The organism is Paenibacillus sp. 01T442, from assembly GCF_056398345.1.
Window position 1 is genome coordinate 572050 of record NZ_JBFTPF010000001.1, and the last position, 23842, is coordinate 595891.

The 23842-nt window shown below is 45.3% G+C and carries 14 protein-coding genes and 1 pseudogene; 13 read left to right on the plus strand and 2 right to left on the minus strand.

The features are described 5' to 3' along the window. Positions 1 to 56 precede the first annotated feature (56 nt). Positions 57 to 842 carry an ABC transporter permease gene (locus AC1DLM_RS02440; RefSeq protein ID WP_441991448.1) on the minus strand — a complete coding sequence of 262 codons (786 nt, stop codon included), beginning with the start codon at positions 840 to 842 and terminating at the stop codon, positions 57 to 59. Between the two features lie 62 nt (positions 843 to 904). Beyond that, entirely contained in the window at positions 905 to 1795 is an 891-nt protein-coding gene (locus AC1DLM_RS02445) for an ATP-binding cassette domain-containing protein (RefSeq protein ID WP_477568982.1), read from the minus strand. 343 nt (positions 1796 to 2138) lie between these two features. Between AC1DLM_RS02445 and AC1DLM_RS02450 the strand changes: the two genes are divergently transcribed. The 13 genes and pseudogenes from AC1DLM_RS02450 to AC1DLM_RS02510 all read left to right on the plus strand — a co-directional run bounded on the left by AC1DLM_RS02450 (position 2139) and on the right by AC1DLM_RS02510 (position 23758). Then, positions 2139 to 3068, plus strand: coding sequence for an ABC transporter permease (locus AC1DLM_RS02450; protein WP_477568983.1), 930 nt, complete (start codon positions 2139 to 2141; stop codon positions 3066 to 3068). 14 nt (positions 3069 to 3082) lie between these two features. Beyond that, complete coding sequence (locus AC1DLM_RS02455; protein ID WP_312886353.1) at positions 3083 to 3970, plus strand: carbohydrate ABC transporter permease; 888 nt, start codon at positions 3083 to 3085, stop codon at positions 3968 to 3970. A gap of 104 nt (positions 3971 to 4074) precedes the next feature. Continuing rightward, complete coding sequence (locus tag AC1DLM_RS02460) at positions 4075 to 5640, plus strand: DUF3502 domain-containing protein (RefSeq protein WP_477568984.1); 1566 nt, start codon at positions 4075 to 4077, stop codon at positions 5638 to 5640. A gap of 270 nt (positions 5641 to 5910) precedes the next feature. Further along, entirely contained in the window at positions 5911 to 6888 is a 978-nt protein-coding gene (locus AC1DLM_RS02465; protein WP_477568985.1) for an ABC transporter permease, read from the plus strand. Positions 6889 to 6891: 3 nt separating this feature from the next. Beyond that, positions 6892 to 7788, plus strand: a complete 897-nt coding sequence (locus AC1DLM_RS02470; RefSeq protein ID WP_477568986.1) for a carbohydrate ABC transporter permease — start codon at positions 6892 to 6894, stop codon at positions 7786 to 7788. A gap of 56 nt (positions 7789 to 7844) precedes the next feature. After that, positions 7845 to 9449, plus strand: coding sequence for an extracellular solute-binding protein (locus AC1DLM_RS02475; RefSeq protein ID WP_441991435.1), 1605 nt, complete (start codon positions 7845 to 7847; stop codon positions 9447 to 9449). 91 nt (positions 9450 to 9540) lie between these two features. Further along, on the plus strand, positions 9541 to 11301 hold the full coding sequence (locus AC1DLM_RS02480) for a hypothetical protein (protein ID WP_477568987.1): 1761 nt from the start codon (positions 9541 to 9543) through the stop codon (positions 11299 to 11301). A gap of 324 nt (positions 11302 to 11625) precedes the next feature. Next, a complete protein-coding gene (locus tag AC1DLM_RS02485; protein ID WP_477568988.1) occupies positions 11626 to 17052 on the plus strand; it encodes an S-layer homology domain-containing protein in 5427 nt (1808 codons plus the stop codon). 77 nt (positions 17053 to 17129) lie between these two features. Beyond that, complete coding sequence (locus AC1DLM_RS02490) at positions 17130 to 19859, plus strand: hypothetical protein (protein WP_477568989.1); 2730 nt, start codon at positions 17130 to 17132, stop codon at positions 19857 to 19859. Positions 19860 to 19933: 74 nt separating this feature from the next. Further along, a complete protein-coding gene (locus AC1DLM_RS02495; protein ID WP_477568990.1) occupies positions 19934 to 22246 on the plus strand; it encodes a helix-turn-helix domain-containing protein in 2313 nt (770 codons plus the stop codon). Positions 22247 to 22668: 422 nt separating this feature from the next. Further along, positions 22669 to 22845, plus strand: coding sequence for a TerD family protein (locus AC1DLM_RS02500; protein WP_477568991.1), 177 nt, complete (start codon positions 22669 to 22671; stop codon positions 22843 to 22845). Then, positions 22835 to 23041: pseudogene (locus AC1DLM_RS02505) on the plus strand (TerD family protein); the annotation flags it as partial. The gene AC1DLM_RS02500 and the pseudogene AC1DLM_RS02505, both read left to right, overlap by 11 nt. 102 nt (positions 23042 to 23143) lie before the next feature. Next, positions 23144 to 23758 carry a vWA domain-containing protein gene (locus AC1DLM_RS02510; RefSeq protein WP_441991449.1) on the plus strand — a complete coding sequence of 205 codons (615 nt, stop codon included), beginning with the start codon at positions 23144 to 23146 and terminating at the stop codon, positions 23756 to 23758. Positions 23759 to 23842 lie beyond the last annotated feature (84 nt).

Genomic DNA, 23842 nt, shown 5'->3' on the forward strand with positions numbered 1-23842 from the left:
TACGAACCGCACGCTGGAAGTTGCACGTGGTGCGTAAAAGTTTGTGTTAACCMCACTCACTTCCCACTTTTCCGACGGAACGCAAGGAGACACCAACCAATGGACATCACCAGCAAGACTGAACACCAGCCGATAGCCCACCAACCGTTATGCAGTACCGGCGTACCCATTAGCAAGCCGCGGATCGTTTCGATTACCGGTGTAATGGGCTGATGATTCGCAAAACCCTGTATCCAAGATGGCATGGTATTCGTTGGGACGAATGCGCTGGACAGATAAGGGAGGAACAGCAGGGCAAAGCCGTAACCGCTAGCAGCGGAAGGGCTGCCCGTGACGAGGCCAATCGCGGCGAACAGCCAGGTAAAGGTCAGAATGAACAAGATGATGAGGCCAATGGCTCCAAGCCATTCGATGAATGTCGCGTTTGGACGAAAACCAACAAGCAGCGCAACCCCGATAACCATACAAGTAGCAAGTAAGTTTCGAGCAAGGCTTGCGGCGACATGACCCGTAATGACGCTGATGCTGCTGATCGGCATGGTCCGGAAACGGTTGATAATGCCATTGGTCATGTCGCTTGCCACATCAACAGCCGTGCTGGATGAGCCGAAGCCTGCACACAATAGGATGATGCCTGGAACGACATAGTTCACATAATTGCCGCTCGGATCAAGGGCGCCGCCGAATATATAGGTAAACAGCAGCATGAGCATAATGGGTAGCATGATGGCCATCATCAGCGACTCGATGTTACGCAAGCTGTGACGGATGCTGCGTCCGACGAAGACAGCATTGGTTGCTGCGAAAGAAGCTGGCTTGGGCATAGGTTGAAGATTATTCATGTTTAAGGGGTGAGGGTTGTTCGAGTTCACCGGCTGTAGGTTCTTCAGAGATTGAAAATCACTCATACGAGGAAAGCCTCCTTGTTATCAGTTGTCGTCAGCGCAAGAAAGACATCGTCCATGCTTGGTTTGCGAATGAAGATGCGCGTACCGGGCGGGCATGAGCCCGCGATCTCGTTCAACGTTTGGCAAACATCCTGAACAGTGCCGCTCGTCGGTATGGATAGGATGACCTCATCCAAGGCATTCCTGAGCTCAATGACTTCGCCGCCAACGCGAGCTTTCAAGGACTCTGCTGAGCCGGATGCGACGATGCGTCCATGATTCAGCACGGCGATTTCGTCAGCAAGCTGATCGGCTTCTTCCAAATATTGCGTCGTCAACAGAATCGTCATGCCTTGCTGCTTCAACCGCAGAATCGTCTCCCACAGGGAGCGGCGACTGACCGTATCTAAGCCCGTCGTCGGCTCGTCGAGGAAGAGAACTGGACGACTAACGACAAGGCTGACCGCCAGATCCAGCCTGCGGCGCATACCGCCAGAGTAGGATTTCACACGCTTAGTAGCCGCGGCTTCCAGCTCGAATTGCTTCAGCAGCTCCGCTGCACGAATGCGGGACTCGCCAGCAGATAAGCCAGCTAGCCGGCACATCATGATGATATTCTCGTGTCCCGTCAGCACTTCATCCACCGCTGCGAATTGCCCTGTGAGCGAAATCGACCCCCGCACGATCTTGCGGTCAGCGATGACATCATACCCTTCGATTCGTGCATAGCCCGCATCCGGCTCAGATAACGTTGATAGAATGTTTATCAGCGTCGTTTTTCCTGCTCCATTTGGCCCAAGTAACGCAAATATGGACCCCTTTGCCACCTGTAAATCGATACCATCCAATACGGTTTGTTTGCCAAAGCTTTTGCGCAAGCCGCTTACTTCAATCGAATTCGTTGTCATTCGTTATCTCCCCGTTMTTTGAATTGTGGATCATGTAAACAGTATATTGCATACTCAGTTGTTTATGATCGTTCTCAAGACCGATATTGTACTCCGTCGTCCGCATTATTTCACCTGCCTCGCATATGCTCACATTTCCACAAAAGCCTGAATCTATCAGGGTTTTACCTATCTTTAACCACCTCCATCACAAAAAAGTACAGTGAAAACCCCTCCGATTTTCAATTCGTACAGTACATTTTGACCCCAGCAAAAATGAGCAGTATCCAATTTATTACCGAATTTCGTATGATGAAATCGCAAAGAGGACACATGGTAACTCAGACAGAAGGAGGCAGCATACTTGGGAATCTTCTCAGCTATACGCAAAGAATCGAAGCATTTCTGGAAGGCAAGAAGTTTGTTTTTGATCGGATTGCCGGCCATCATTGTGGTGTTCATCTTTTACTACTTACCTATGTACGGTATCGTGATCGCATTCAAAGATATCAACTACGCCAAAGGCATTTGGGGAAGCGATTGGGTTGGGTTGCATAACTTTAAGTTTTTCTTCAACTCACAAGATGCGCTAAGGATTACACGAAACACGCTGCTATTAAATGGATTGTTTATTGTGGTGGGCATGTCCTGCGCTTTAGTCATTGGATTATTGCTGGCGGAGTTGGGCCGGAGATGGGTGAAGCTGTTCCAGACGATCTTGTTCTTTCCTTACTTTCTTTCGTGGGTCGTCGTTGGTTTCGTCAGCTACATTTTGCTGAATCCATCCTTTGGCGTGATCAATAAGGTATTAGATCAGTTCCATGTCGCCCCAATCGACTGGTACAGTAAGCCAGGCTATTGGCCCCTCATTTTAACACTCACCTATTTATGGAAAAATGTCGGCTACACCGCCATCATCTTCTTCACTGGCTTGCTGTCCATCGACAACAGTTATTATGAGGCTGCTTCCATAGACGGAGCTTCGCGCTTACAGCAAATTCGGAAGATCTCAATCCCGCTCATTATGCCGCTGATAACGATGTTGTTCATGCTCAATGTGGGTCGGATATTCTACTCGGATTTCGGATTATTCTACTTCGTTCCCCGAGATGCAGGGATGTTATACCCGACGACAGATGTCGTAGATACGTATGTCTTTCGCTCGTTGCGAGTCGTTGGTGACCTAGGCATGGCGTCCGCCGCTAGCTTGTACCAAGCAGTGGTTGGCTTAATTCTAGTCGTATCGACGAACTTATTCGTCAGAAAATTTAGTAAAGATCATGCGTTGTTCTAAGGAGGAGGGTGGCGGTGCGTTCATCTATCAAGAAAAAGTCAGAAAATAACTGGCTGATCATTCTATTTTTTGTGGTTTTATCCATCCTGTTCATCTATCCGATGCTGTACGTTATTTCGGTCTCACTCTCGTTCGATGGGGACATCGCCAAATTCGGCTACCAGCTGATCCCGGAGCGCATTACGTTTGTCGCGTATTCGTATATTTTTCAAACGCCAAAGGCACTGCTTCAATCCTATATGGTGACGATTTTTGTGACAGTCGTAGGAACCGTGTTAAGCTTGATACTCACTTCTTCTCTGGCATATATCATGACTCGGAAGGATTATCGGTATAGTAAAATTACAGGCTACTTCGTCTTCTTCACGTTGCTCTTCAATGCCGGATTAGTTCCTTCGTATATCGTAATGACGAGTGTTCTACATTTGCAGGATACGATTTGGGCCTTAATTCTTCCGTATGGGGTCAGCGCGTGGTTTACGATGCTCATGAAGGGTTTTATGGATGGGTTGCCTTTTGAAATTATTGAGTCGGCCAAAATCGATGGATCTTCCGAACTGAGCACCTTCGTGCGAATTGTTCTTCCACTTTCGAAGCCGGCACTAGCGACCGTAGGATTGTTCTATGCCTTGGCTTATTGGAATGACTGGTGGCTTGCCATGCTGTACATTCAAAATGAGAATCTGATTCCGCTTCAATACTACTTGCAGCGAATCATGTCTAATATCGAGTTTTTGACGAAAAATATGCAAGCTGGCATCAGCATTGATATGAGTGCGATTCCAGCTGAATCTTCCCGTATGGGGATTGCCATTCTGGCAGCAGGCCCGATGTTGTTCGCTTTCCCGTTCTTTCAGAAATACTTGATCAAAGGATTGACAGTTGGTGCCGTTAAAGGCTAACTGAGTGTAAGTTCAAAAACGTTTGTCAATCCGAATCCGGATCGGATGATAATACATGACTTCATTTGTACATGTTGACCATGAAATCAGGAGGGTTCGATCATATGAAAAATAGAACAATCAAAGCGTTATCTCCCGTTATTGTAAGCTGCGTGTCCCTCTCTATGCTGCTCAGCGCTTGCGGTTCCAGCACGAATAGCTCTTCACCATCCCCAGCAGCCAGCGCAGCACCTGCATCTCCAGCGTCAGCGACAGTGTCATCAGTACCAGCGGCAACGGAGCTTAAGCCATATGAAATCACTTGGTATTTGCCGCAAAGCGTATTCCCTGATGCGAAGTTGGTTCAAGATGCGATGAGCAAAATTACCAAAGAGAAGATCAACGCAACATTGAACATTCAATTGGTTGATTGGGGGACGTACGATCAGAAAATGCAAGCGATTGCAGCTTCTGGCGAGAAAGCGGATCTGATTTTCACATCCAACTGGACGAATGACTATTTGCAAAACGTAAATAAAGGAGCATTCCTCGACATCACCGACTTGCTGCCGAAATACGGCCAAGATATTTTGAAACAAGTTCCTCCGGCTGCTTGGGATGCGGCGAAAGTGAAGGGCAAGCTGTACGGGATTATTAATACCCAAGTTCTGGCTCGTACACCAGGCTTACTGATGAACAAAACGACCTTAGACAAATATGGCTATAAAGCCGAGCAGTTTAAAACATTGGCCGATTTGACGCCATTTTTCGAAAAAGTGAAAGCGTCGGAGCCAGACAAATATCCATTCAGCCTGAAGGGTGATACAGATGTTATGGGGAACTACGGCAGTGCCATCGGTCTTGAGTATTTCTCACAAAAGAACCCGGGTGTAGTTCGCATCGACGATGCATCCTCCAAAGTTGTGAATTTGTATGAGACGAAGGAATTCACGGCCTTTTTGAAACAAATGCGCGAATGGTACTCCAAAGGCATTATTCGTAAAGATGCAGCAACGATTAAAGATACGAACTCGGATGAATTGGCAGGCAAATATGTATCCTCCACGTTCACGGTCATTAATCCGGACTCGGCAGCCAACCAAGCACAACGCTTTGGTGGTGGGGATGCAGCGAATGTAGCAGCCATCGAATTCTCTAAACCCTATATGAGCACAGGCTCCATTATCGCGACCATGACGGCGATCTCTCGCACATCCAAAGATCCTGCCAGAGCGATGATGTTCTACAACTTGATGTATTCCAATGCGGAGCTATTCAATTTGATGAGCTATGGGATTGAAGGTAAGCACTATACGAAGGTTTCAGATGGTCTGATCAAAAAGATGGACAATGCCGGATACTGGGTGGATTCCGGTTGGGAGTATGGCAACATGTTCAATTCGTTCCGAACTAGTGCAACGCAGCCGAAATGGTTCCCAGCAGGTCCGGATAAGAATGCCGCAGCGATTCCTTCCAAAATTCTTGGCTTCTCCTTTGACCCAAGTAACGTGAAGAGTGAATTGGCACAAACCGCTTCCGTCGTAGATGAATTCTATGCGGGATTGATCACGGGGATTGCTGATCCAGACACGACACTGCCAGCGATGAATGCGAAGCTGAAAAAAGCCGGACTAGACAATATCCTAGCTGAAATGCAGAAGCAAATTGATGCTTGGAAAGCTTCGAAATAAGAAAGTGTTGCCTCAGTGAACTAGATCGAATAATCAGCAGTCTCTCCATTAGGGGGAGGCTGCTATTTGTTTACCAAGAGAGAACCCGCATAGCAACAGGGAATGTCTATGGTCACCTTAACAAAATGAACTATGTGTAAGAAAGGTGACAGGATGATTTGTAAGAAAGGTCAACTGGGYAAAACATGTCTATTTCCAATCTCTTCACCACAGGATACGATCGAATTGCCAGCACAACAGCAGGCTCAATTTCGAAAGGGTGAACACAACATGGAGGAAAGAGCGACCGGTTTCAATACAGTTAGAAACCAAAGGAAGCCAATGTGGACCAAACCGACGCAATCCACATTCAGAAACCGAATGATAAGGGATCGACATCTGTATCTGATGCTACTGCCTGTGATCGGATTTTATCTGTTATTTAAATACGCCCCGATGGTTGGTGAAATTATTGCCTTTAAGGATTATCGATTTGCAGATGGTATTTTTGGGAGTAATTGGGTGGGGTTTAAACACTTCACTAGCTTATTCCAAAGTATTGATTTTTGGAGAGTTCTCAGGAATACCTTGCTGCTCAATGTCTACAGTCTTGTTTTAGGATTCCCAGTACCTATTCTTCTTGCGCTTCTCCTCAATGAAGTGCGCAAAGAGTGGTATAAAAGGACTGTGCAGAATCTGCTCTACCTACCTCATTTTATTTCATGGGTTGTTCTAGGGGGGATCTTTATAGCTATGCTTTCCCCGAGCACAGGGGTTGTGAATTTGGTGCTGACGAAAGTGTTTGGCATCGAGCCCATCTACTTCATGGCCAGTTCCGGCTGGTGGCCAGTCGCATATACATTATCCGGTATTTGGCGTGAAGCGGGTTGGGGCACTATTTTATACCTAGCAGCTATGGCATCCATTGATCCTCAGCAGTATGAAGCGGCGAAGATGGATGGAGCATCGAAACTGCGCCAGATATGGCATATTACGTTACCAGGAATTCGCAGCACAATTGCTATTTTGCTCGTCCTTCGGATGGGGCACATGATGGATGTGGGTCTCGAGCAGACGCTGGTCCTCCAGAATATGTCTGTATTGGATGTAGCGGATGTCATCAGCACCTACGTGTATCGTGTGGGCTTACAAAATATGAACTATAGCTATACGACAGCATTAGGCTTGTTCCAATCTGCGGTTGGTTTGATTCTAGTCGTGGGTGTGAATCGAGTAACCCGAGTTTTCGGAGAACGGGGGCTTTGGTAATCGATGAAAACCTACAATAGCAATCAACCCTTATTTACTCGTTTGGGAACAGCGGCGAATTACACGGTGCTCGCTATCTGTTCACTAATTGCTTTGTACCCTTTTTGGTATGAGATCGCAGCTTCTTTCAGCAGCAGTAGAGCCATTACAGCGGGGGAGGTGTCCTTATGGCCAATTGAATTCAATACGGAAGCCTACCAGCGGCTTTTCCAGGATGGGCAGCTTTTCGTAGCCATGCGCAACACTGTACTGGTAACCATTGTGGGAACAGCGCTCAATATGGCACTTACTTTATTGGCCGCGTATCCGCTTTCTAGACGAAGACTGATGGGACGCACATCCATCCTCATGTTCATCACATTTACGATGCTGTTCGTTTCGGGTGTAATTCCGAATTTTATACTCGTAAAATCCTTAGGACTTATGGATACGTACTGGGCATTATGGCTGCCTTCTTTAATAAGTACGTATAACATGTTCGTGATGAAAACGTTCATGGAGGGMTTACCAGAGGAAGTTGAGGAGTCTGCGGCTATCGACGGCGCAGGTGATTGGCGAATTTTGGTTCAGATCATCGTACCTTTATGCAAGCCGATTCTAGCTGCTCTTTCCCTGTTTTATGCTGTGGGCTGGTGGAACTCGTATTTCAACGTATTGCTTTATGTGACCAAAACGACCATGCAGACGCTGACGCTCAAGCTCTACCAAATGATTCTGCAGGTGGATCAGAGTTTGCTCGACAATGCTTCTGGAAGTGAAGGCGTGGCTAATGTAGTCCTGACGCCAGAAGGCATCAAAGCGGCTGCCATCGTCATCGCAGTTACGCCAATTCTGATTGTCTATCCGTTCCTTCAGAAACATTTCGTTAAAGGAGTCTTGATTGGATCAGTTAAAGGCTGATATCATGGGGCAAATAGCCCTTGGTATAGATACCAAACTATAAGGGGATGAATGCATTGAACAAGTCGAAACATGTTTGGAAACCAGTTCTTGCTGTAAGCTTGTCTTTGGCGGTACTGGCTGCCTGTAGTTCGAATACGACAACGACCGAAAGCAGCTCGACTGCGCCACATGGCAGTGCACCAGCTGCGGCAACACCGGTAGGACCGAAGAAAGAAATCAGCATTTCCGCGTTTGATAGAGGTACAGTAGCCGCAGAAGAAGGCAGCTATGAGGATAACCGCTGGACGAAATGGATCAATGAAAATTCACCTGCGAAAGTGAATTGGGTTCCAGTTCCCCGAGCGCAGGCTCAACAGAAGTTAAGCACACTGGTTGCTTCTGGCAGTGCGCCAGATCTCATCTGGGAGTATGATCGCAACTATATTGCTCAATTAGCAAACCAAGGTGCCATTCAGCCCATTGACAGCTACATTGAGAAGTACAGTACGACATTGAAAAAGTATCTGCAAGAACATCCTGAGCTGAAGTCTGCAATGACCATTAATGGTAAAATGTATGCAATTACCAGCAGTAGAAGTATTGATGGTATTGCCAACCATGCCATGTGGATCCGTCAGGATTGGTTGGATAAACTCGGATTAAAGGCACCAACGACAACGGAAGAATTGATTGAAGTGGCTAAAAAATTCAAAGATGAGGACCCTGACGGCAATGGTAAAGCAGATACCGTACCGATTGCGTTCAATGGTAATGCTGTGCAAATTATCAGAGCCCTCTTTTCGGTGAATGAGAATCAATGGTATTTGGAAGACGGCAAAATGAAATTTGGTAGAACGTTGGATCGATACAAGGATTCCATCGCTTATCAGAAATCGTTATTCGACCAAGGTTTGTTGGATAAAGAATATATTACGGATAGCAACTTCCAGCGAGCGCGTCAATTGTGGACGACGGGCAAATCAGGTATTTATATGAGTTCTTGGAATATGCAAAATGAATTTTTAGATCTAAAGAAAAATGTGCCGGATGCGAAGATGGTTCCGTTAGAGCCGGTAGCTAGTAAATATGGGAAAAATGGGTTGTATCAGGAGCTACCGGCGAATATTCTTGTCGCTTTTAACAGCAAGATGAAAGAAGATAAAATCGAAACAGCTGTTAAATTCCTAGATTGGATGATGGAAAAAGGGGATATGTCACTGAAGTACGGCGAGGAAAACGTTCATTACAAACTGTTGGATGGGAAGATTCCTCAAGTTCTTAATGCTGATAAATCCCGTAAGGAAGTATCTTACGCGAATGAATACGCAATCGTATCTGATTTTAGCTTAGTACCTGAGTGGTTCCCGGTCATGGCTGCGCAAGATGCTGTATCCCAAGAATATGCCAAAATAAAGACACAATCTTTGAATGTGGCCCTCAAAAATAAATATCGCAGAGACATTGCCTTTAATCCGGATCTTCCAGAAGTCAGTCAATTAATCGCAACATTCCATCCGATTGCAACGCAAATTGAGGTGAAAGCCGTAACTGGCGGCAATGCTTCAACCCCAGAAACTGCGATGGAAGAAGTTCGCAAAGAATGGAAGCGACTTGGCGGGGAAAATGTGGAGAAGCTGGCCCAAGAATGGTATGAGAAAAACAAAGAGTTTTTGAAATAATACACGTGTAGTAATGAATCTTTGGGAAGGCTGCTTGCTTATGCAGGCTGACCTTCCCATTGTTATTCTATTAAAGGAGGGACTTCCCAACATGAACGTACATGTGCAGAATTCTGATTATAAAGAGTTATTGATAAAGGCCATTAGCGCGAAAGAAAGTGACTATGATCCCCAGATCTGTATGCTTCGCCGCCCCTTTCATAGTCCAGGGTATCATACCTCATTAACAGCTCAGGATCACCCGACAATTCATCCGACTTATCATTCACTGATCTATGCGGTTGGCTTGTTAAATACGGAAATAGCGGAATATGAGGAGAGAGCCTGCGATATTATAGGTCGTGTGCTAACCTTACAAGATCGTGAGAGGAGTCATGATACCTACGGAATCTGGCCTTGGTTTTACGAAGAACCACTGGCACAGATGGCTCCGCCTGATTGGAATTGGGCTGACTTTTGCGGAAAAGAACTGCTACTAGCGATGCTGCGCCATGGTCATAAGCTGCCTGAATTGTTGAAGAGACAAATCCATGAAGCGGTCTGTTGTGCCTGTGATGCCATTATCAAACGGGACGTGGGTCCTCATTATACGAATATTGCGATCATGGGAGCATTTGTGACTTTAATCGCGGGGGAGTTGTATGGACGGAAGGATTTTGCCGATTATGGGCTGGATCGATTGGAAAAGCTTCAGCGCTATACAGCAAAGTTAGGGACATTTCAAGAATTCAACAGTCCAGCGTATTCCATTATTGCCATTGTAGAGCTGTCAAAAATTCATACATATGCAACCCATTCTCGCGCAAAGTCCATCGCCACTGAATTATTGGATTTGGTATGGCGAATGGTTGCGGAGCACTATCATCCGAACTCTAGGCAATGGGCAGGTCCACACAGCCGCAGCTATAGTACTTTGCTAAATAATAGAGCGCTTTCATTCCTGCAGATAGCTACAAGCGACCAAATTGTTTTTTTAAACCAATGGGATTTAGAATATGATTCAGAATGGTTTGGCAACGGAATTCAATGCCCAGAACCTTATGTGCAGCTATTTACTCGGAAAAAGAAAAGTGATCTCAGTCAGATTTATTATCGAAATGAGGAGACTGGCTTTGTGAAGTGGGCAGACACTTTTCTTACTCCAACGTATACAATCGGCGTGTTTCGTCATGAAATCATGTGGAATCAAACAAGAGGGATGGTGGCGTACTTCGATAATGGCGAACAGAGCACCTATCTGCAAATGCGTTGTTTGCATGACGGATATGATTATTGCTCAGCAGTACTCCAAACGGCAGCAAGCAGCAGTCAACTGCTGCTCGGAGTGAATTTCCTAACGAATGGCGGGGATACACATCCCAATTTGGATCGTATCCAAGGGAACATAGCGGCGACTGATTTCCGGATTCGTATGGAATTTGGCGGTTGCTTGGAACGCGTAAGGCTAGAGAAGCAAGGTGCCAAAGCGCTGGTGATCATTGATGAAACGGTATTGCGGTTCGAAAGTGTGTATGCCGTCTTTGAGGAGTCGGAAGAAACTCGATCACCATGTGAGGAAGAGATGTCCAGCTCGTTGGCAGGTTGGGATTGGGAAATAACCAAAGAAGGAGACATATATGGGCTTGACTTGATCATTCATCATGGAGAGAAACGCACGATAGACTTTATGGCTTTGAACAAAGCAGCATTTCTTTTCTCCCTATCCATTGGCGATTTGGATGGGTTACATCCTCAAATAACATTATTGGAAGAAGCTGACCAAGTGACGGCGAGATATGTTGACGATATTGCCGATCGTGCAACACAGCAGTTGTCGATTTCATTGAAGCCGAACGATAAACATCCGAATTAGGCTATTAAGCATTTTAAGCAGGGGTTTCTCCCTGCTCGGAATGCTTTTTTATGTTGAATGGAGTGACCTCATCATGCTTCAGGTTACATCTTTTAAGGTGATCATAAGCAATCTGCTAAATGATAGTCGATTCAACAGGATCGAAAGAAATGCCACGTCATATAAAAAGTGTCTCTTGTGATTTTGTCCGTATTTGACTAAGTTAATTTCAGCATCCAGTTGTGATCATTGACGAGAGAGGACGTGTGAGAACGTGGGTTGATATAACTGTTCGATCAAATGACATGTCGGTCAGGCCAATCGTTCGAGAAAGGGAGTTCTGTGATGAAACGTCTAAAAAAAATAAGTTCCATCCTTTTCGCTATGATCGTTTTCATACAAGGTTTGGGTATTGCTTCGATGAGTCCTATGACCGCACAAGCGGCTGACTCCATTTCACCGAAGTTGCTGAGCGGTAATAGGCTGGGTGAATTGTTCCCTGCGAATACAATTGTCATGAATACAGGAGCCTCATATACCTGGCAGCAAGATGGGCCTTATGCAACGGAATCCAATCTTGTCGCTTTAGATCCTTTGGGTGCGCGTAAAATGATGGACGGTTCTGTAAGCGTTGTCAGTTCGGCTAGTCAATCTGGAGAAGCTTATGGAACAGTGGTCTATGACCTGCAAACTGTAAACCGTCTAACATCCTTGCAGGTGTGGTCAGAATTTTCAGCTGCAAGCGGATTGAAACAGGTAGAGATTCATGCAAGTCTCGATGGCATCAATTACAATCGTGTTGCGGTAACGGAGACTGTATATGGGAATGATGCAGGCATTGTGCCTGTGAGCAGCGATATGAAACCTGCCCCATATGCTAGATATGTAAAGGTTGTGCTTCATAAAGATCCAGCCAAGCTTACGATGAGCATCGGAGAAATTGCCATTTGGGGTGATGCTGTTCAGGAGCCGGCGATTCTAAGTAATAATCAATTAAAGACCGGTGGTTACTACCCAATGGGGACGCCGAAGTTGGATACGAAAGCAACGTATAGATGGAATACGGAGCAGCCTTTTGTGACACAGGCAGGACTAATTGCAACGGATAATGAGGCTGGTGCGAAGAATGACGGGAGTGCAGGCGGCTTGCCTGATTTGATTGATGGTTCGAGCACAGAGGGGACAGCGGATACAACAGCCAGCATGACTGCAGGTTCGCAAGGACAATACGGAACCGTCACATTTACATTGAATGACGTATACCAGATCGGTTCGATTGATGTCTGGTCCAAAGCGAGCAGCGGAAATTTCATGGATGGTTATGAGGTTCTGTTAAGCCTGGATAACATCAACTATTTCTCCAGCGGTTATACGGCCAATCCGAACAATCGATACTCCGATGCGATGGTCAATACGCCCTCCTACGGCATCCCTGGCAAGCACGCCAAATATGTCAGAATCGTCATGCATAACACCAACGATTCCGATCGGTTAATTGCTGGAGAGATTGCGATTAAGGGTTGGAGACTTTATGATGCGACACTTGTCAAGAAAGACATGCCGGATCTAGTTGAACTCACCACTACGATCAAAAATTACAACACGTTGTATCTAGATTGGTCAGCCTACAATTCGGTGGTCAATAAGGTAAATAAATACAGTATCTATATACAGAAGAATGACTTTACATCGACGAATGGGCTAGCCGCTCGGGTGACAGCCGAAAATGGGTCAGCCGAACAGAAGGGGAAATTCCTTCTCGTTTCATCCTTAGAGCCAGAGACGACTTATTACATAGCTGTAACGCCAACGAGCTCAACTTCGGGAGAACGTAAGGATGTCAGCACAATGAAAATAACGACGCCTAGTGTCCTTGGCGGGGAGAAGATTGGGGACATTTTCGCCATTAATGATACACCCTACGGTGGAGGAAACTATGTTCATCACGGGGATAAAGAGGAAGAGAATATCATCCGTAAGCTTATGCTCATGCGAAGCATTGAAGGGATTAATTTAAATCGGTGGTGGATCCATGATTCTTGGGTTAAAGCATTCTCTAATACATACGGAATCGGGTTCCACACGTTTTACCACGGACCTCAAGATGTACCCATAGAAAATAAGCAAGGGACCTGGACCTTCTCTACCGTCAATGAGCCCGATCTGAAAGGGACGAATCCCTCTGCACTAGCCTTACAGTTTAAACAAAACCACGAGAGCCTGAAGGCAGTGGACAACCGAAATTTACTTATTGAGCCTGCTTTAGGCGGGACAGAGCCAGCAAGTATGACTTGGCTTGAGAATTTGTACAAATCCGATGGCCAAAATGGCGCTTTAGTAAAAACGTACTTTGATGTTCTTGATGTGCATCCTTATGTGAAAAATCATGAAGGTAGTCTGCCAGGTCTCGTTCCAGGCGCCCCGGAAATGCTAATCGGGAAAATGAATGAAATCAATGCGCTGAAAGCTAAATATGGCGATCAGCATAAGCCCGTCATATTCAGTGAACTTGGATGGAGCACCTATACAGGAAGCGGCTATCTTCGACCTGTGGATCAGATAACTCAACGTAATTACTTAGCTAGAGCCTATATGCATGCAATTGCTGGCGGTATTAAGCGCATGCATTGGTACGATTTCCAAGATGACGGAGTCGATCCGACGAATCTGGAACATAATCTGGGCTTAATCGATTGGTATGGCGTTCCGAAGCCAAGCTATTATGCTTACTATACGATGGCAAAAGTGTTGAAAGACGCCAAGTTTATTGGACCCAAAGCGAATGTTGATMATCCGTATTATGGATATGAATATTGGCATGAAGGGAAAAATCAGTACATTACATCGCTGTGGGCCGCCGATGAATCGACCAAAACAGCCACTTTCCAAACGAAGGATGACAGCCTTACCGTTGTGGGTATTGATGGGAGTTACGCCTACTTACCAGTTAATGATGGGATTGCCAGTTTAACAATTAGTGGTGCTCCTGTTTTCATATACTCGAGCACGGGCTTGGAAATCTCTTCGATTGATGATTCCTTTGTATTAAAAAACACTTCGGTGGATGTAAGACGTGGCGATACGCTCCATACGGTTATTCAACGTTCTGGCTTGGGAGCGGAACTGAATGGAAAGATTCAACTCATGGGTCCATCCGGTGATTGGAAACTCGAAGGTGAAGCAAGCTTTACTGCAGGAACAACGGCGATTCCGGTTGCTATCCCCATCCCTTTTAACGCGGAAGAGAAGGTCCACGAGGTTACGATTCAAGTTATCTCGGGTACGTCACTCGTTGCAGCCATGAAATTGAAGGTCAACGTACTAGAGACCGTCAAAGTTCGTATTGTGCCTGAGGTTGCAGTGCCTGGAAGATGGAATGAATGGAATGCGGCAATCTATGTAGAGAATGCGACTGCTGACAAAGAGCTAAACGGTACCGTTCGAGTTACGGAGGCGGTATATCTAGCCCTAGGTCAAGGAAGCCCAATTACTTTCAATCACTTATTGCCAGGTGAAATTACGAAGATCACCATGCCCATTACCGCTCTTCCGGAACAAGCAAGAGCTAAATTGAAATTATCCATTGATTTGGATAGCGGATTTACGAAGATTGTGGAAAGACCGTTTAATTTTATTGCAGCTGTAAATGACCAGACAGCGCCAATTATCGATGGCAAGCTATCTGAGGAAAGCTGGAGCAATAGCATGCCCATCGTCATTAACAGACCAGATCAAATTAAAAACATAGCCAACTGGGGCGGTGAGGCTGATTTAAGCGGCAGGGGTTTCCTGAAGTGGGATATGAATCAGCTTTACTTTGGCATGGAAGTTCAAGATGACAAGCATTATCAAGTTGGAGCTGGCGGGGATCTGTGGCAAGGGGATAGCATCCAATTTGCCATTGATACGGGAAGAGAAGGCGGAGTCGGTAGCTCAGCTAACAATGAGTTCGGCATTGCACTTGGAGAACAAGGTCCGATGGTTTGGAGATGGCTCGCGGCTAACGGCAAACCTATAGGGGAAGTGACGACTGTGCAGTCAGCTGTTTATCGAAGCGCCATCTCTACGACCTATGAGCTCGCGATTCCTTGGACAGAGCTGCTGTCTCMAGGCCGTACGGTGACAGACAAAGACATTTTTGGCTTTTCCATGCTCATCAATGAGAATGATGGAACAACCCGCCGAGGTTGGCTTGAATACATGAGCGGTATTGGTTCCAGTAAGAACACGCAGTTATTTGAGGATCTGATATTCAGCCAAATCAATGCGCCAGAAGTAAATGTTACTGGCGTGAAGCTTGACCAACCGACAGCGATTTTGAACAAAGGGCAATCCATGGTTCTGAATGCAACTGTACTTCCGAGCGATGCAACCAACAAACAGGTTCGGTTTACATCCAGCGATCCAGCGGTGGTCAGCGTATCGCAAGAGGTCTATGGCTTGCAAGCAACGGTGACAGGGGTCTCAGCTGGAACGGCAACGGTTCGTGTGACGACCGTCGATGGCAGCTATTCGGCGACTAGTCGAGTAACTGTTCAGTTACCTTCAGGTGAAAGTAATGTGCCTTCAGGCGGGGGAACATGGATGCCAGCGCCAGATCTTCCTGAGGTTCAGGCTGGAACGATCCGCTTTATAAATCCAGTGCTGAAACAAGACGGAACGGTGGAGATCGAAGTACCTATGGCTTCCTTGGAGAAAGCGATAGAAGGAGCATTATCTTCGGATCGAACGCTTATCATCGATATTGCGAAAGTGACAGGTGCCAAGAAATTTCAGCTTAAGCTCCCTGCATCCGTCCTTGACATAGCTCACAAGAATGATATCGAAAACATCCAATTCCGAACAGGTTTGGCGACGATAGCGTTGACTCCTGATGCGCTGTCTGACCAAGTGAAGCTGAACTCAGCTATTTTGGAGATTGTAGTGGAGGCGGTTCGTTCAGATGCTCTTACTGGAGCAGCGGGTTCCCGCATAGGAAACCAAGCTGTATATGATTTTAATGTCATTCTTGACGGGATTAACATTCATTCGTTTTCCCGCAGAGATGCGGTTCAGATCTCGATGGATTATACGCTTGCACCTGACGAGAACGGCGATCAAGTCATTGTGTATCACATCCAAGATGGTCAGACGCTTGAAGTGGTGAAGAATGGGAACTATGATGCCGCAACAGGTCAAGTAACTTTTAAGACAAATCATCTTAGCTCATATACAGCCTTGTATACGCATGTGACCTTCGCCGATCTTCAGGATGCCAAGTGGGCGCAAAACAGCATTGAAGCACTGGCAGCAAGAGAAATTGTAAATGGTATTGAAAGTGATCGGTTTGCTCCGAATGAACAGGTTACGAGGACCCAGTTTATTCAGATGCTGATGAATGCCTTCGATCTTACAGAATCGGATGCTACAACGAGTTTCAGCGACGTGAATAAAGACGATTGGTTCTTCAAAGCAGTAGCAAGCGCTCAGAAGTTGGGAATCATCCAAGGGTATGAGGATGGGTCCTTTGGTGTCAATCAACCCATATCAAGACAAGATATGGCGGTTATGGCATCTAGAGTAATTACGTTAGCAGAGATTGAGCTGCGGACATTGATCAATCCTGTGAGTTTCGATGATCAGCTAGACATTGACTCTTATGCTCAGGAAGCGGTTAAGTCGATGCAAGAGGCTGGTATCATTAACGGATTAGTTGAAAATCGATTCGCCCCGGATATGAATGCGACACGTGCACAAGCTGTAAAAATCATTTATGGGCTGTTATTTATGTAATTTTGAATGGGGTCGGTAACCATCGTTTTCAGAGGTATACCGACCCACTATGTAACCATCCAGAAAGGAGCTTTGCCATGCGTATTACGAAGAAGAGTTGTGCTCTGATAAGTGCTTTTGTGATTCTTCTTGGATCGATTTCCGCAGTGATCCCCGCTAGTCAAACCGTACAGGCGGCAGTCAATCAAAAGCTGCTAAGTGGGAATACAATTGGAAGTGAATTGTTTCCGGCAGATACGCCAGCCATTGCAACAGGTGCGTCCTATACGTGGCTGTCCGAAGGGACCCATGCGACAGATCCAGGTCTCCTTGCCTCGGATGAATTAGCATCACCAGATATGTCGGATGGTGTTAACGGCCCAGATGAGAATGCCAGCAATTCAACTGTGAGTGTTGTAGGAGCAGCGGTTTACGGAACGCTGATATATGATTTGAAATCCGTATTTAAAGTATCCTCAGTTACCGTATGGGCGGACACGAACAATCAAAGTTATATGGATCAGTTCGAGGTATACGCCAGCTATGACGGTTTAACTTACAATCGGGTCGGGATTCAGGAGAACACGAATGCGCAAGATTCTGGTTTTGCTCCTGTTTCACTTGCCATTAAGCCTATAGTCAATGCGCAATATATCAAAGTTATTATGCATAAAAATCCGAACAAGCAAGTCATGAGGTTAGGTGAAGTGGCGGTTTATGGAGATGCACTTGAGCCTATGGCGATACTCAGCAATAACTATTTGAGAGCTTCCGGCACCTACAATACGTCCAAGCCGAAAATTGCAACAGGTGCTTCTTACACGTGGTTAACCGAGTATCCATTCATTACAGATGGCGATTTAATCAAGTTTGATAACGATGGATCCAAGAATGACACGGTAGGGGGACAGCCGGATTTAATCGACGGCTCTAGCACGGAATCCGATGCAGCTTCAACGACCAACTCGACCTGGGGCTCCAAAGGGAAATTCGGTGCGGTTGTATTTAACTTGAACGATGTGTATCAAATCGGAAAAATTGACGTATGGACCTTGGCATCGGGAGGAAATAAGTTCATGGACGGGTATGAAGTTCTCGTCAGCACAGACGGTGTGAATTACACCTCCCTCAGTTACACTACGAATACAAGCAGCCGTACGGCCAATGTGTTCGTGAATACACCAAGCTACGGCGTTCCTGGTCAGTTTGCCAAATATGTCAAAATCATTATGCATAACGCGAATAATTCGGAAATCCTGACGGTAGGAGAAATCGCCATTTGGGGGTGGAAGCTTTATGATGCGTCACTTCCTAAGCAGGCAACACTGGATCAAGTAGAGTTCACGGCTAATCTCAAAAATTACAGCACGATGTATCTCGATTGGTCGAGTTACAACAGTGTGGTTAATAATGTGAACAAATATGGTGTCTACGTGGAGACCTCACCTTTTACTAGTACATTGGGATTAAAGCCTAAGTTTACGGCTGAAGCAAAGTCCATTGAACAATTAGGCAAATTTCTACCTTATTTCGCTTTGAAGCCCGAGACGACTTATTATGTAGCAGTGACCCCCTTCCAATCGACGGGCGTTGAAAGGCGTGATGTGCAGACGTTGAAAATAACAACACCATCTGTGCTTGGAGGTGACAAAGTCGGAGATATATTCGCCATCAATGATGCTCCCTATGGGGGAGGAAACTATATGCACCATGGTGAGACGGAAGATCTCTTTTTGATGACGAAATTGCGTTTGCTTAGAGATCTTGGAGGTATCAACAAGAACAGATGGTGGGATCACAGTGCTGCGATGAAAACCTTGTATGGAAAAAGTGGATTGAATTTCCACTACTTTTATCATGGACCGAGCTATGTTGAGGCGGATAATAATGGAGGAGTCTATACATTCTCGACCTATAATGAACCTGATCTTGCCAATCGAAATCCGGCTTCTGTAGCAAATCAACTCAAAATAAACCATGAGAGCTTGAAAGCTATAAGCAGCAAGAGCTTACTTGTAGAGCCTGCACTTGCGGGTCTCGATCGTTTAGATGCCACCAAAGGTTTGAATTGGCTGGACGATTTCTATAATTCCGATGGGCAGAATGGTGCTTTAGTGAAGACCTATTTCGATGTCATGGATGTCCATCCGTATGTCAAATATGAATATCCAGCTGTACCTGGACTTGATCAAGGTACTCCGGAGAAGCTTCTCGACACGCTGAAGCAATTGAAAGACACGATGACGAGCCACGGTGATGGAGACAAACCGATTGTTATTACGGAGTTAGGGTGGAGCACTTACACAGGCGGAAGCTACTTGAAAAAAGTAGATCGTGCGACCCAACGTAATTATTTGGCTAGAGCTTATATGCATGCCATTGCAAACGGCATTCGCACCATGCACTGGTACGATTTTGCCGATGATGGCACGGAGACGAATAACTTGGAGCACAACTTAGGGTTGATCGACTGGAATGGTAAGCCTAAGGAGAGTTATTACGGTTACTATACACTGATTAGAGTGTTGAAAGATGCAAACTATTTAGGTGTGGTACCGGGCATTGCTAATCCTTACTATGGCTATCAATTCTGGGATGAGAATAAGAATAGATACATCACATCTTTATGGGATGCCAGTTGGCAAACAACAAGTACCAGTTCACGAACAGCCGCTATTGAGACGACTGAACCAGGAGTAACAATGATTGGCATTGATGGAAGCTATAAATATGTCGCTGCAGTTTCGGGAGTTGTAAGCGTACCTCTTACAGGGGCACCTTTGTTTATCTACTCTCTGGCGAACGTAACTGTGAATTCCATCAATTAATGGATGATTATCCCTCCTAAAGGTCGTGTTAATGATACAATAAGAACAAGTGCACGACCGAATGGAGGCCTGCCATGAGAAACAGTATTTCTGCAAAGGCCATGATGATTTATGGCATCGTATTCCTCTTTATTATCAGCCTAACGTTCTGGCTGTCCTATACGGGGACAGTGGGGAGGCTGCAAAAGGATTTGAAAGATACGAATCTGGCACTATTGAAACAAGTCGACTCTAAGATCGAGGGTGCCTTCCGTCAGACGGAAAAGGATTTGCTCTCCATGGCCGAGGGGTTGGAGTTTATTTATTTTATGAATAATAGCTATAGTGATGATGCACAAAGATACAGTATCCATTACACACTGACGACAAGGCTGAAGGATTTTATCGCGAATAATCCGAATTACTCCTCAGTTTTTGCTTATTCTCATGTCAGCGGAGACTTAATGACCKAAGCAACCTTTTTAAAACAAGCCTCGACAGAGTTTAATTGGTTAGCGCAATATTTGGATATGCCGGAATATTTCAAGTGGTTGTCGACGCAGAAAGTATGGGATGGTCAAAAAACAAAGGATGTAATTACTTTGGTCCGCAGTTTCCCTGCTCTCAGCAGTCCCGGATTTAGGAAGGGTCTCATGGCCATTAGTATTCAAGAGAATGAATTGTTCCAAATGATTAAGACGATCTATGAGGATGGTCATCCTGGTCATTTCTTCATTCTGGATGCAGAAGGGAACGTCGTTACGCATGACGATAAAACTCAGCTTTACCGCAATATGAAGTCGTTACCCTATATCACTACGATACTAACAGATTCAGATAGCGGTTCGTTTAATGTTAAATTGGATGGCGTGAAGCAGTCTGTTTTTTATCGGACAAGTGCATATACGGGATGGAAAGTTGTCAGCATTATGCCGGAAACGAAGGTATTTGAACCCCTTAAAGTTACACGCAATCTGTTGCTCATTTGTGCCGTTATCATGTTCAGCCTCGCGTTGTCTGCCTTATTCTATGTGAATCGCTGGACCTTTAAGCCGATAGACCGATTAGCAGGCAAGATGTCCGGTATGAAGAAGGGAAGAGGACAGGGGACCGAGAGCATTGGACTCAGCAGCTTAGAGCATATTTTCGATGAAATCCTAACAGACCGTGAGCACTTGGAGCAGCATGTAAGGGATTCGAAGCCAATGCTCAAATGGAAGATCATGATGGAGCTATTGAATGGCAGTCGTTCTGATTTCCATGCGGTGTATCATCATTTGGAGTTTCAGGGGATACGCATGTACCCGGAGCGCTTCCTTGTGTGTACAGCAGAAATTAGCAAAGATGGTGAACAACTGTCACCGCGTGACGAAGCTTTGTACACCTATATGTTCTGTAATGTTACGGAAGAGCTGATTCGATCAGAGCATGCGGGAGCAGCTATTGACTTAGGAGGCGGCAGGGCGGCTGTCTTGCTAAGCTTTGCTGAAGGTGATCCAGAGCAAAATCATTTGCGGACATTGGTCATTCTTGAATTGATTCTCGATATTATGAAAAAACAATTCGGTTTGTCAGTGACGGTTGGTGTAGGCACATGCCGTATGGATATGCAGGAGATACCACGTTCGTTCGATGAATCACAAAAGGCATTACTCTATAAAATGATTTTCGGTAAGCACTCGGTGATATCTGTAGACGATTTACAGCCACCAGACCGACAAGATTATTACAAGCTCAGCCGAATGTCTGATCCAGTCATGGAAGCCTTAAAGCAGACCGATCGCGGTAAGATGCTTGCGTACTTGTCAGATACCTTCCGTGCAGCTGTCGAAAGTAATCTTCCACCGGAGCTGATTAGGCAGCTGTGTTACGATCTCATGATGAAGTCACTGCAAACCGTAAGTGCGATTGGGATTGAACCGGAAATATCGATGGGGCCATTGAGCAGCATTTATGAGCGTATCGCAAAGTGTGAAAACTGGAAGGAAGCGGAACAGCTCGTCGGCGATATTCTCGAGGGCTTGGCCTCACAAATAGAGGAAAAGCGCAACCAACGCGGGAAGAATGAGACGATTGAGCAAATGCTAGCGTATATTCGTACGCATTATCAAGAGCATGATCTATCTTTGGAACGACTAGCCAGCATGTTTCATCTGACTCCTCCTTATATCAGCAGATTGTTTAAGGATCATACGGAGAGCAATTTTATCGATTATATGATTGAGATTCGCATCAAGGCTGCCATGGAGCTGTTGAAAGACAAGTCGATTAAAGTAAATGATGTATCGGATGCAGTGGGTTATGCGAATACGAGGAGCTTCCTGCGGACGTTTAAAAAATACACGGGTTTAACACCAACCGAGTATCGAGAACACATGTTGAAGCGAGAACCGTCGCAAATTGTTTAATGAAGTGGCCGCGATGATAGCATCGTGGCTTCTTTGTTCACCATACGATACCCGCTCACCTCCGTCTCCCGCCCTGTGCTATTTCCTCACCCTCGTTAACTCAACCTCTCTCCCACAAACTAGATGGATTTTATGTTGTTAATTCAGCCGAATTACGGCGAATTTACCAAATAAATGGATTTCCTACAGCTAATTTATTCCGTATTGTGCGAATGGAGTCGAATGAGAAGAATTAGCTACATTTTTTCCATTTAAATCGAATTATGAGTAAAATGCGCCGAAAATAGCTGGAGGTTTTCCAGTTAATCTATCTAGCGTCTGTAATGCTACCCTAGCACGGAATAAATAGTATTTGAGAGTTCACCATTGTATGGTACTGTTGAAAATATGACTACATTCTTCAGTGTGAAGGAGATACATACATGCTTCTGTCAAAAGGACAAAAGATCGATGTAACCAAGGGAAAAGGGTTATCAAACTTAACATTGCAATTTGGATGGTCAGCAGATTCGAAATTGAGCATAGATTCTTCCTGCTTTGTACTTTCGGCAAATAATCGGTGCGAAAAAGATGAAGATTTTATGAGATGTCTCCAATAGGTATGTAAGACTCATGGATGTCGATCGTAATGAGGAATTATTTCGGTATGAATATGGATCAGACTTGTCCAAAGAAACAGCAATAGTCGTTGGGGAGTTATATAGGCACAATGGGGAATGGAAGTTTAATGCGATTGGCAGTGGTTTTTTTGGCGGATTAGCGGCGTTATGTACGAACTTTGGCTTAGTGATCGAGGAGGAGGTAGTAAAAGAAACGGTTGAAATAGAAAAGAAACCTGCCCTCTCAACTATCGATCTACGTAAGAAGCTTGTTCAAATCACATTAGAGAAGAAAAAGATGAGCAATGTTGCAGCTAGAGTTGGCTTAGTGCTCGACATTTCGGGATCCATGCAACTCTTGTATAAGAACGGAACAGTTCAGGAGGTTGTAGAACGGATACTGGCGGTAGCATGTAAATTTGATGATAATGCGGCTCTGGACATTTGGGTGTATGACAACGAATTTAGTCGATTGTCTGCTGCAACGGAGCGGGATTTTGATCAATATGTGTTAAAAAATATTTTGAATAACAGAGATATCCATAAGTTTGGTCGTAATAACGAACCTCCTGTCATGGAAGATGTTATTCGTAAATATACCGTCGAAGAGGATTCGCCGCTTCCAGCATTTGTTATCTTTATTAATGATGGCGGCGTTGTAAAATCAATTAAAAAAGTAATTGTGGAAGCCTCTCTCAAACCACTGTTTTGGCAATTCGTCGGAATTGGAGATTCCGATTTCGAAGTCTTGAAGAAGCTGGATACGATGGAAGGTCGAATTGTAGACAATGCAAATTTTATTCACATCAAGGATATTGCTAAGATATCGGATGAAGATTTGTACAATCAGCTGCTGAATGAATTTCCGTTATGGCTTAAGGCAGCGAAGGATAAAAGGGTTATTCGGAGTTGATGGAACCGGACCCTAACAACGCAATTTCAAGGACTACCCCAACACAGGGTAGTCCTTTTTGCATGTAGCTAATACATTATTAAT

What these genes read in the sequence shown, in the direction of transcription:
- AC1DLM_RS02440 (WP_441991448.1), bottom strand. Translation starts at nt 842, where the DNA reads ATGAATAATCTTCAACCTATGCCCAAGCCAGCTTCTTTCGCAGCAACC.
- AC1DLM_RS02445 (WP_477568982.1), bottom strand. Translation starts at nt 1,795, where the DNA reads ATGACAACGAATTCGATTGAAGTAAGCGGCTTGCGCAAAAGCTTTGGC.
- AC1DLM_RS02460 (WP_477568984.1), top strand. Translation starts at nt 4,075, where the DNA reads ATGAAAAATAGAACAATCAAAGCGTTATCTCCCGTTATTGTAAGCTGC.
- AC1DLM_RS02465 (WP_477568985.1), top strand. Translation starts at nt 5,911, where the DNA reads ATGGAGGAAAGAGCGACCGGTTTCAATACAGTTAGAAACCAAAGGAAG.
- AC1DLM_RS02480 (WP_477568987.1), top strand. Translation starts at nt 9,541, where the DNA reads ATGAACGTACATGTGCAGAATTCTGATTATAAAGAGTTATTGATAAAG.
- AC1DLM_RS02490 (WP_477568989.1), top strand. Translation starts at nt 17,130, where the DNA reads ATGCGTATTACGAAGAAGAGTTGTGCTCTGATAAGTGCTTTTGTGATT.
- AC1DLM_RS02500 (WP_477568991.1), top strand. Translation starts at nt 22,669, where the DNA reads ATGCTTCTGTCAAAAGGACAAAAGATCGATGTAACCAAGGGAAAAGGG.
- AC1DLM_RS02510 (WP_441991449.1), top strand. Translation starts at nt 23,144, where the DNA reads ATGAGCAATGTTGCAGCTAGAGTTGGCTTAGTGCTCGACATTTCGGGA.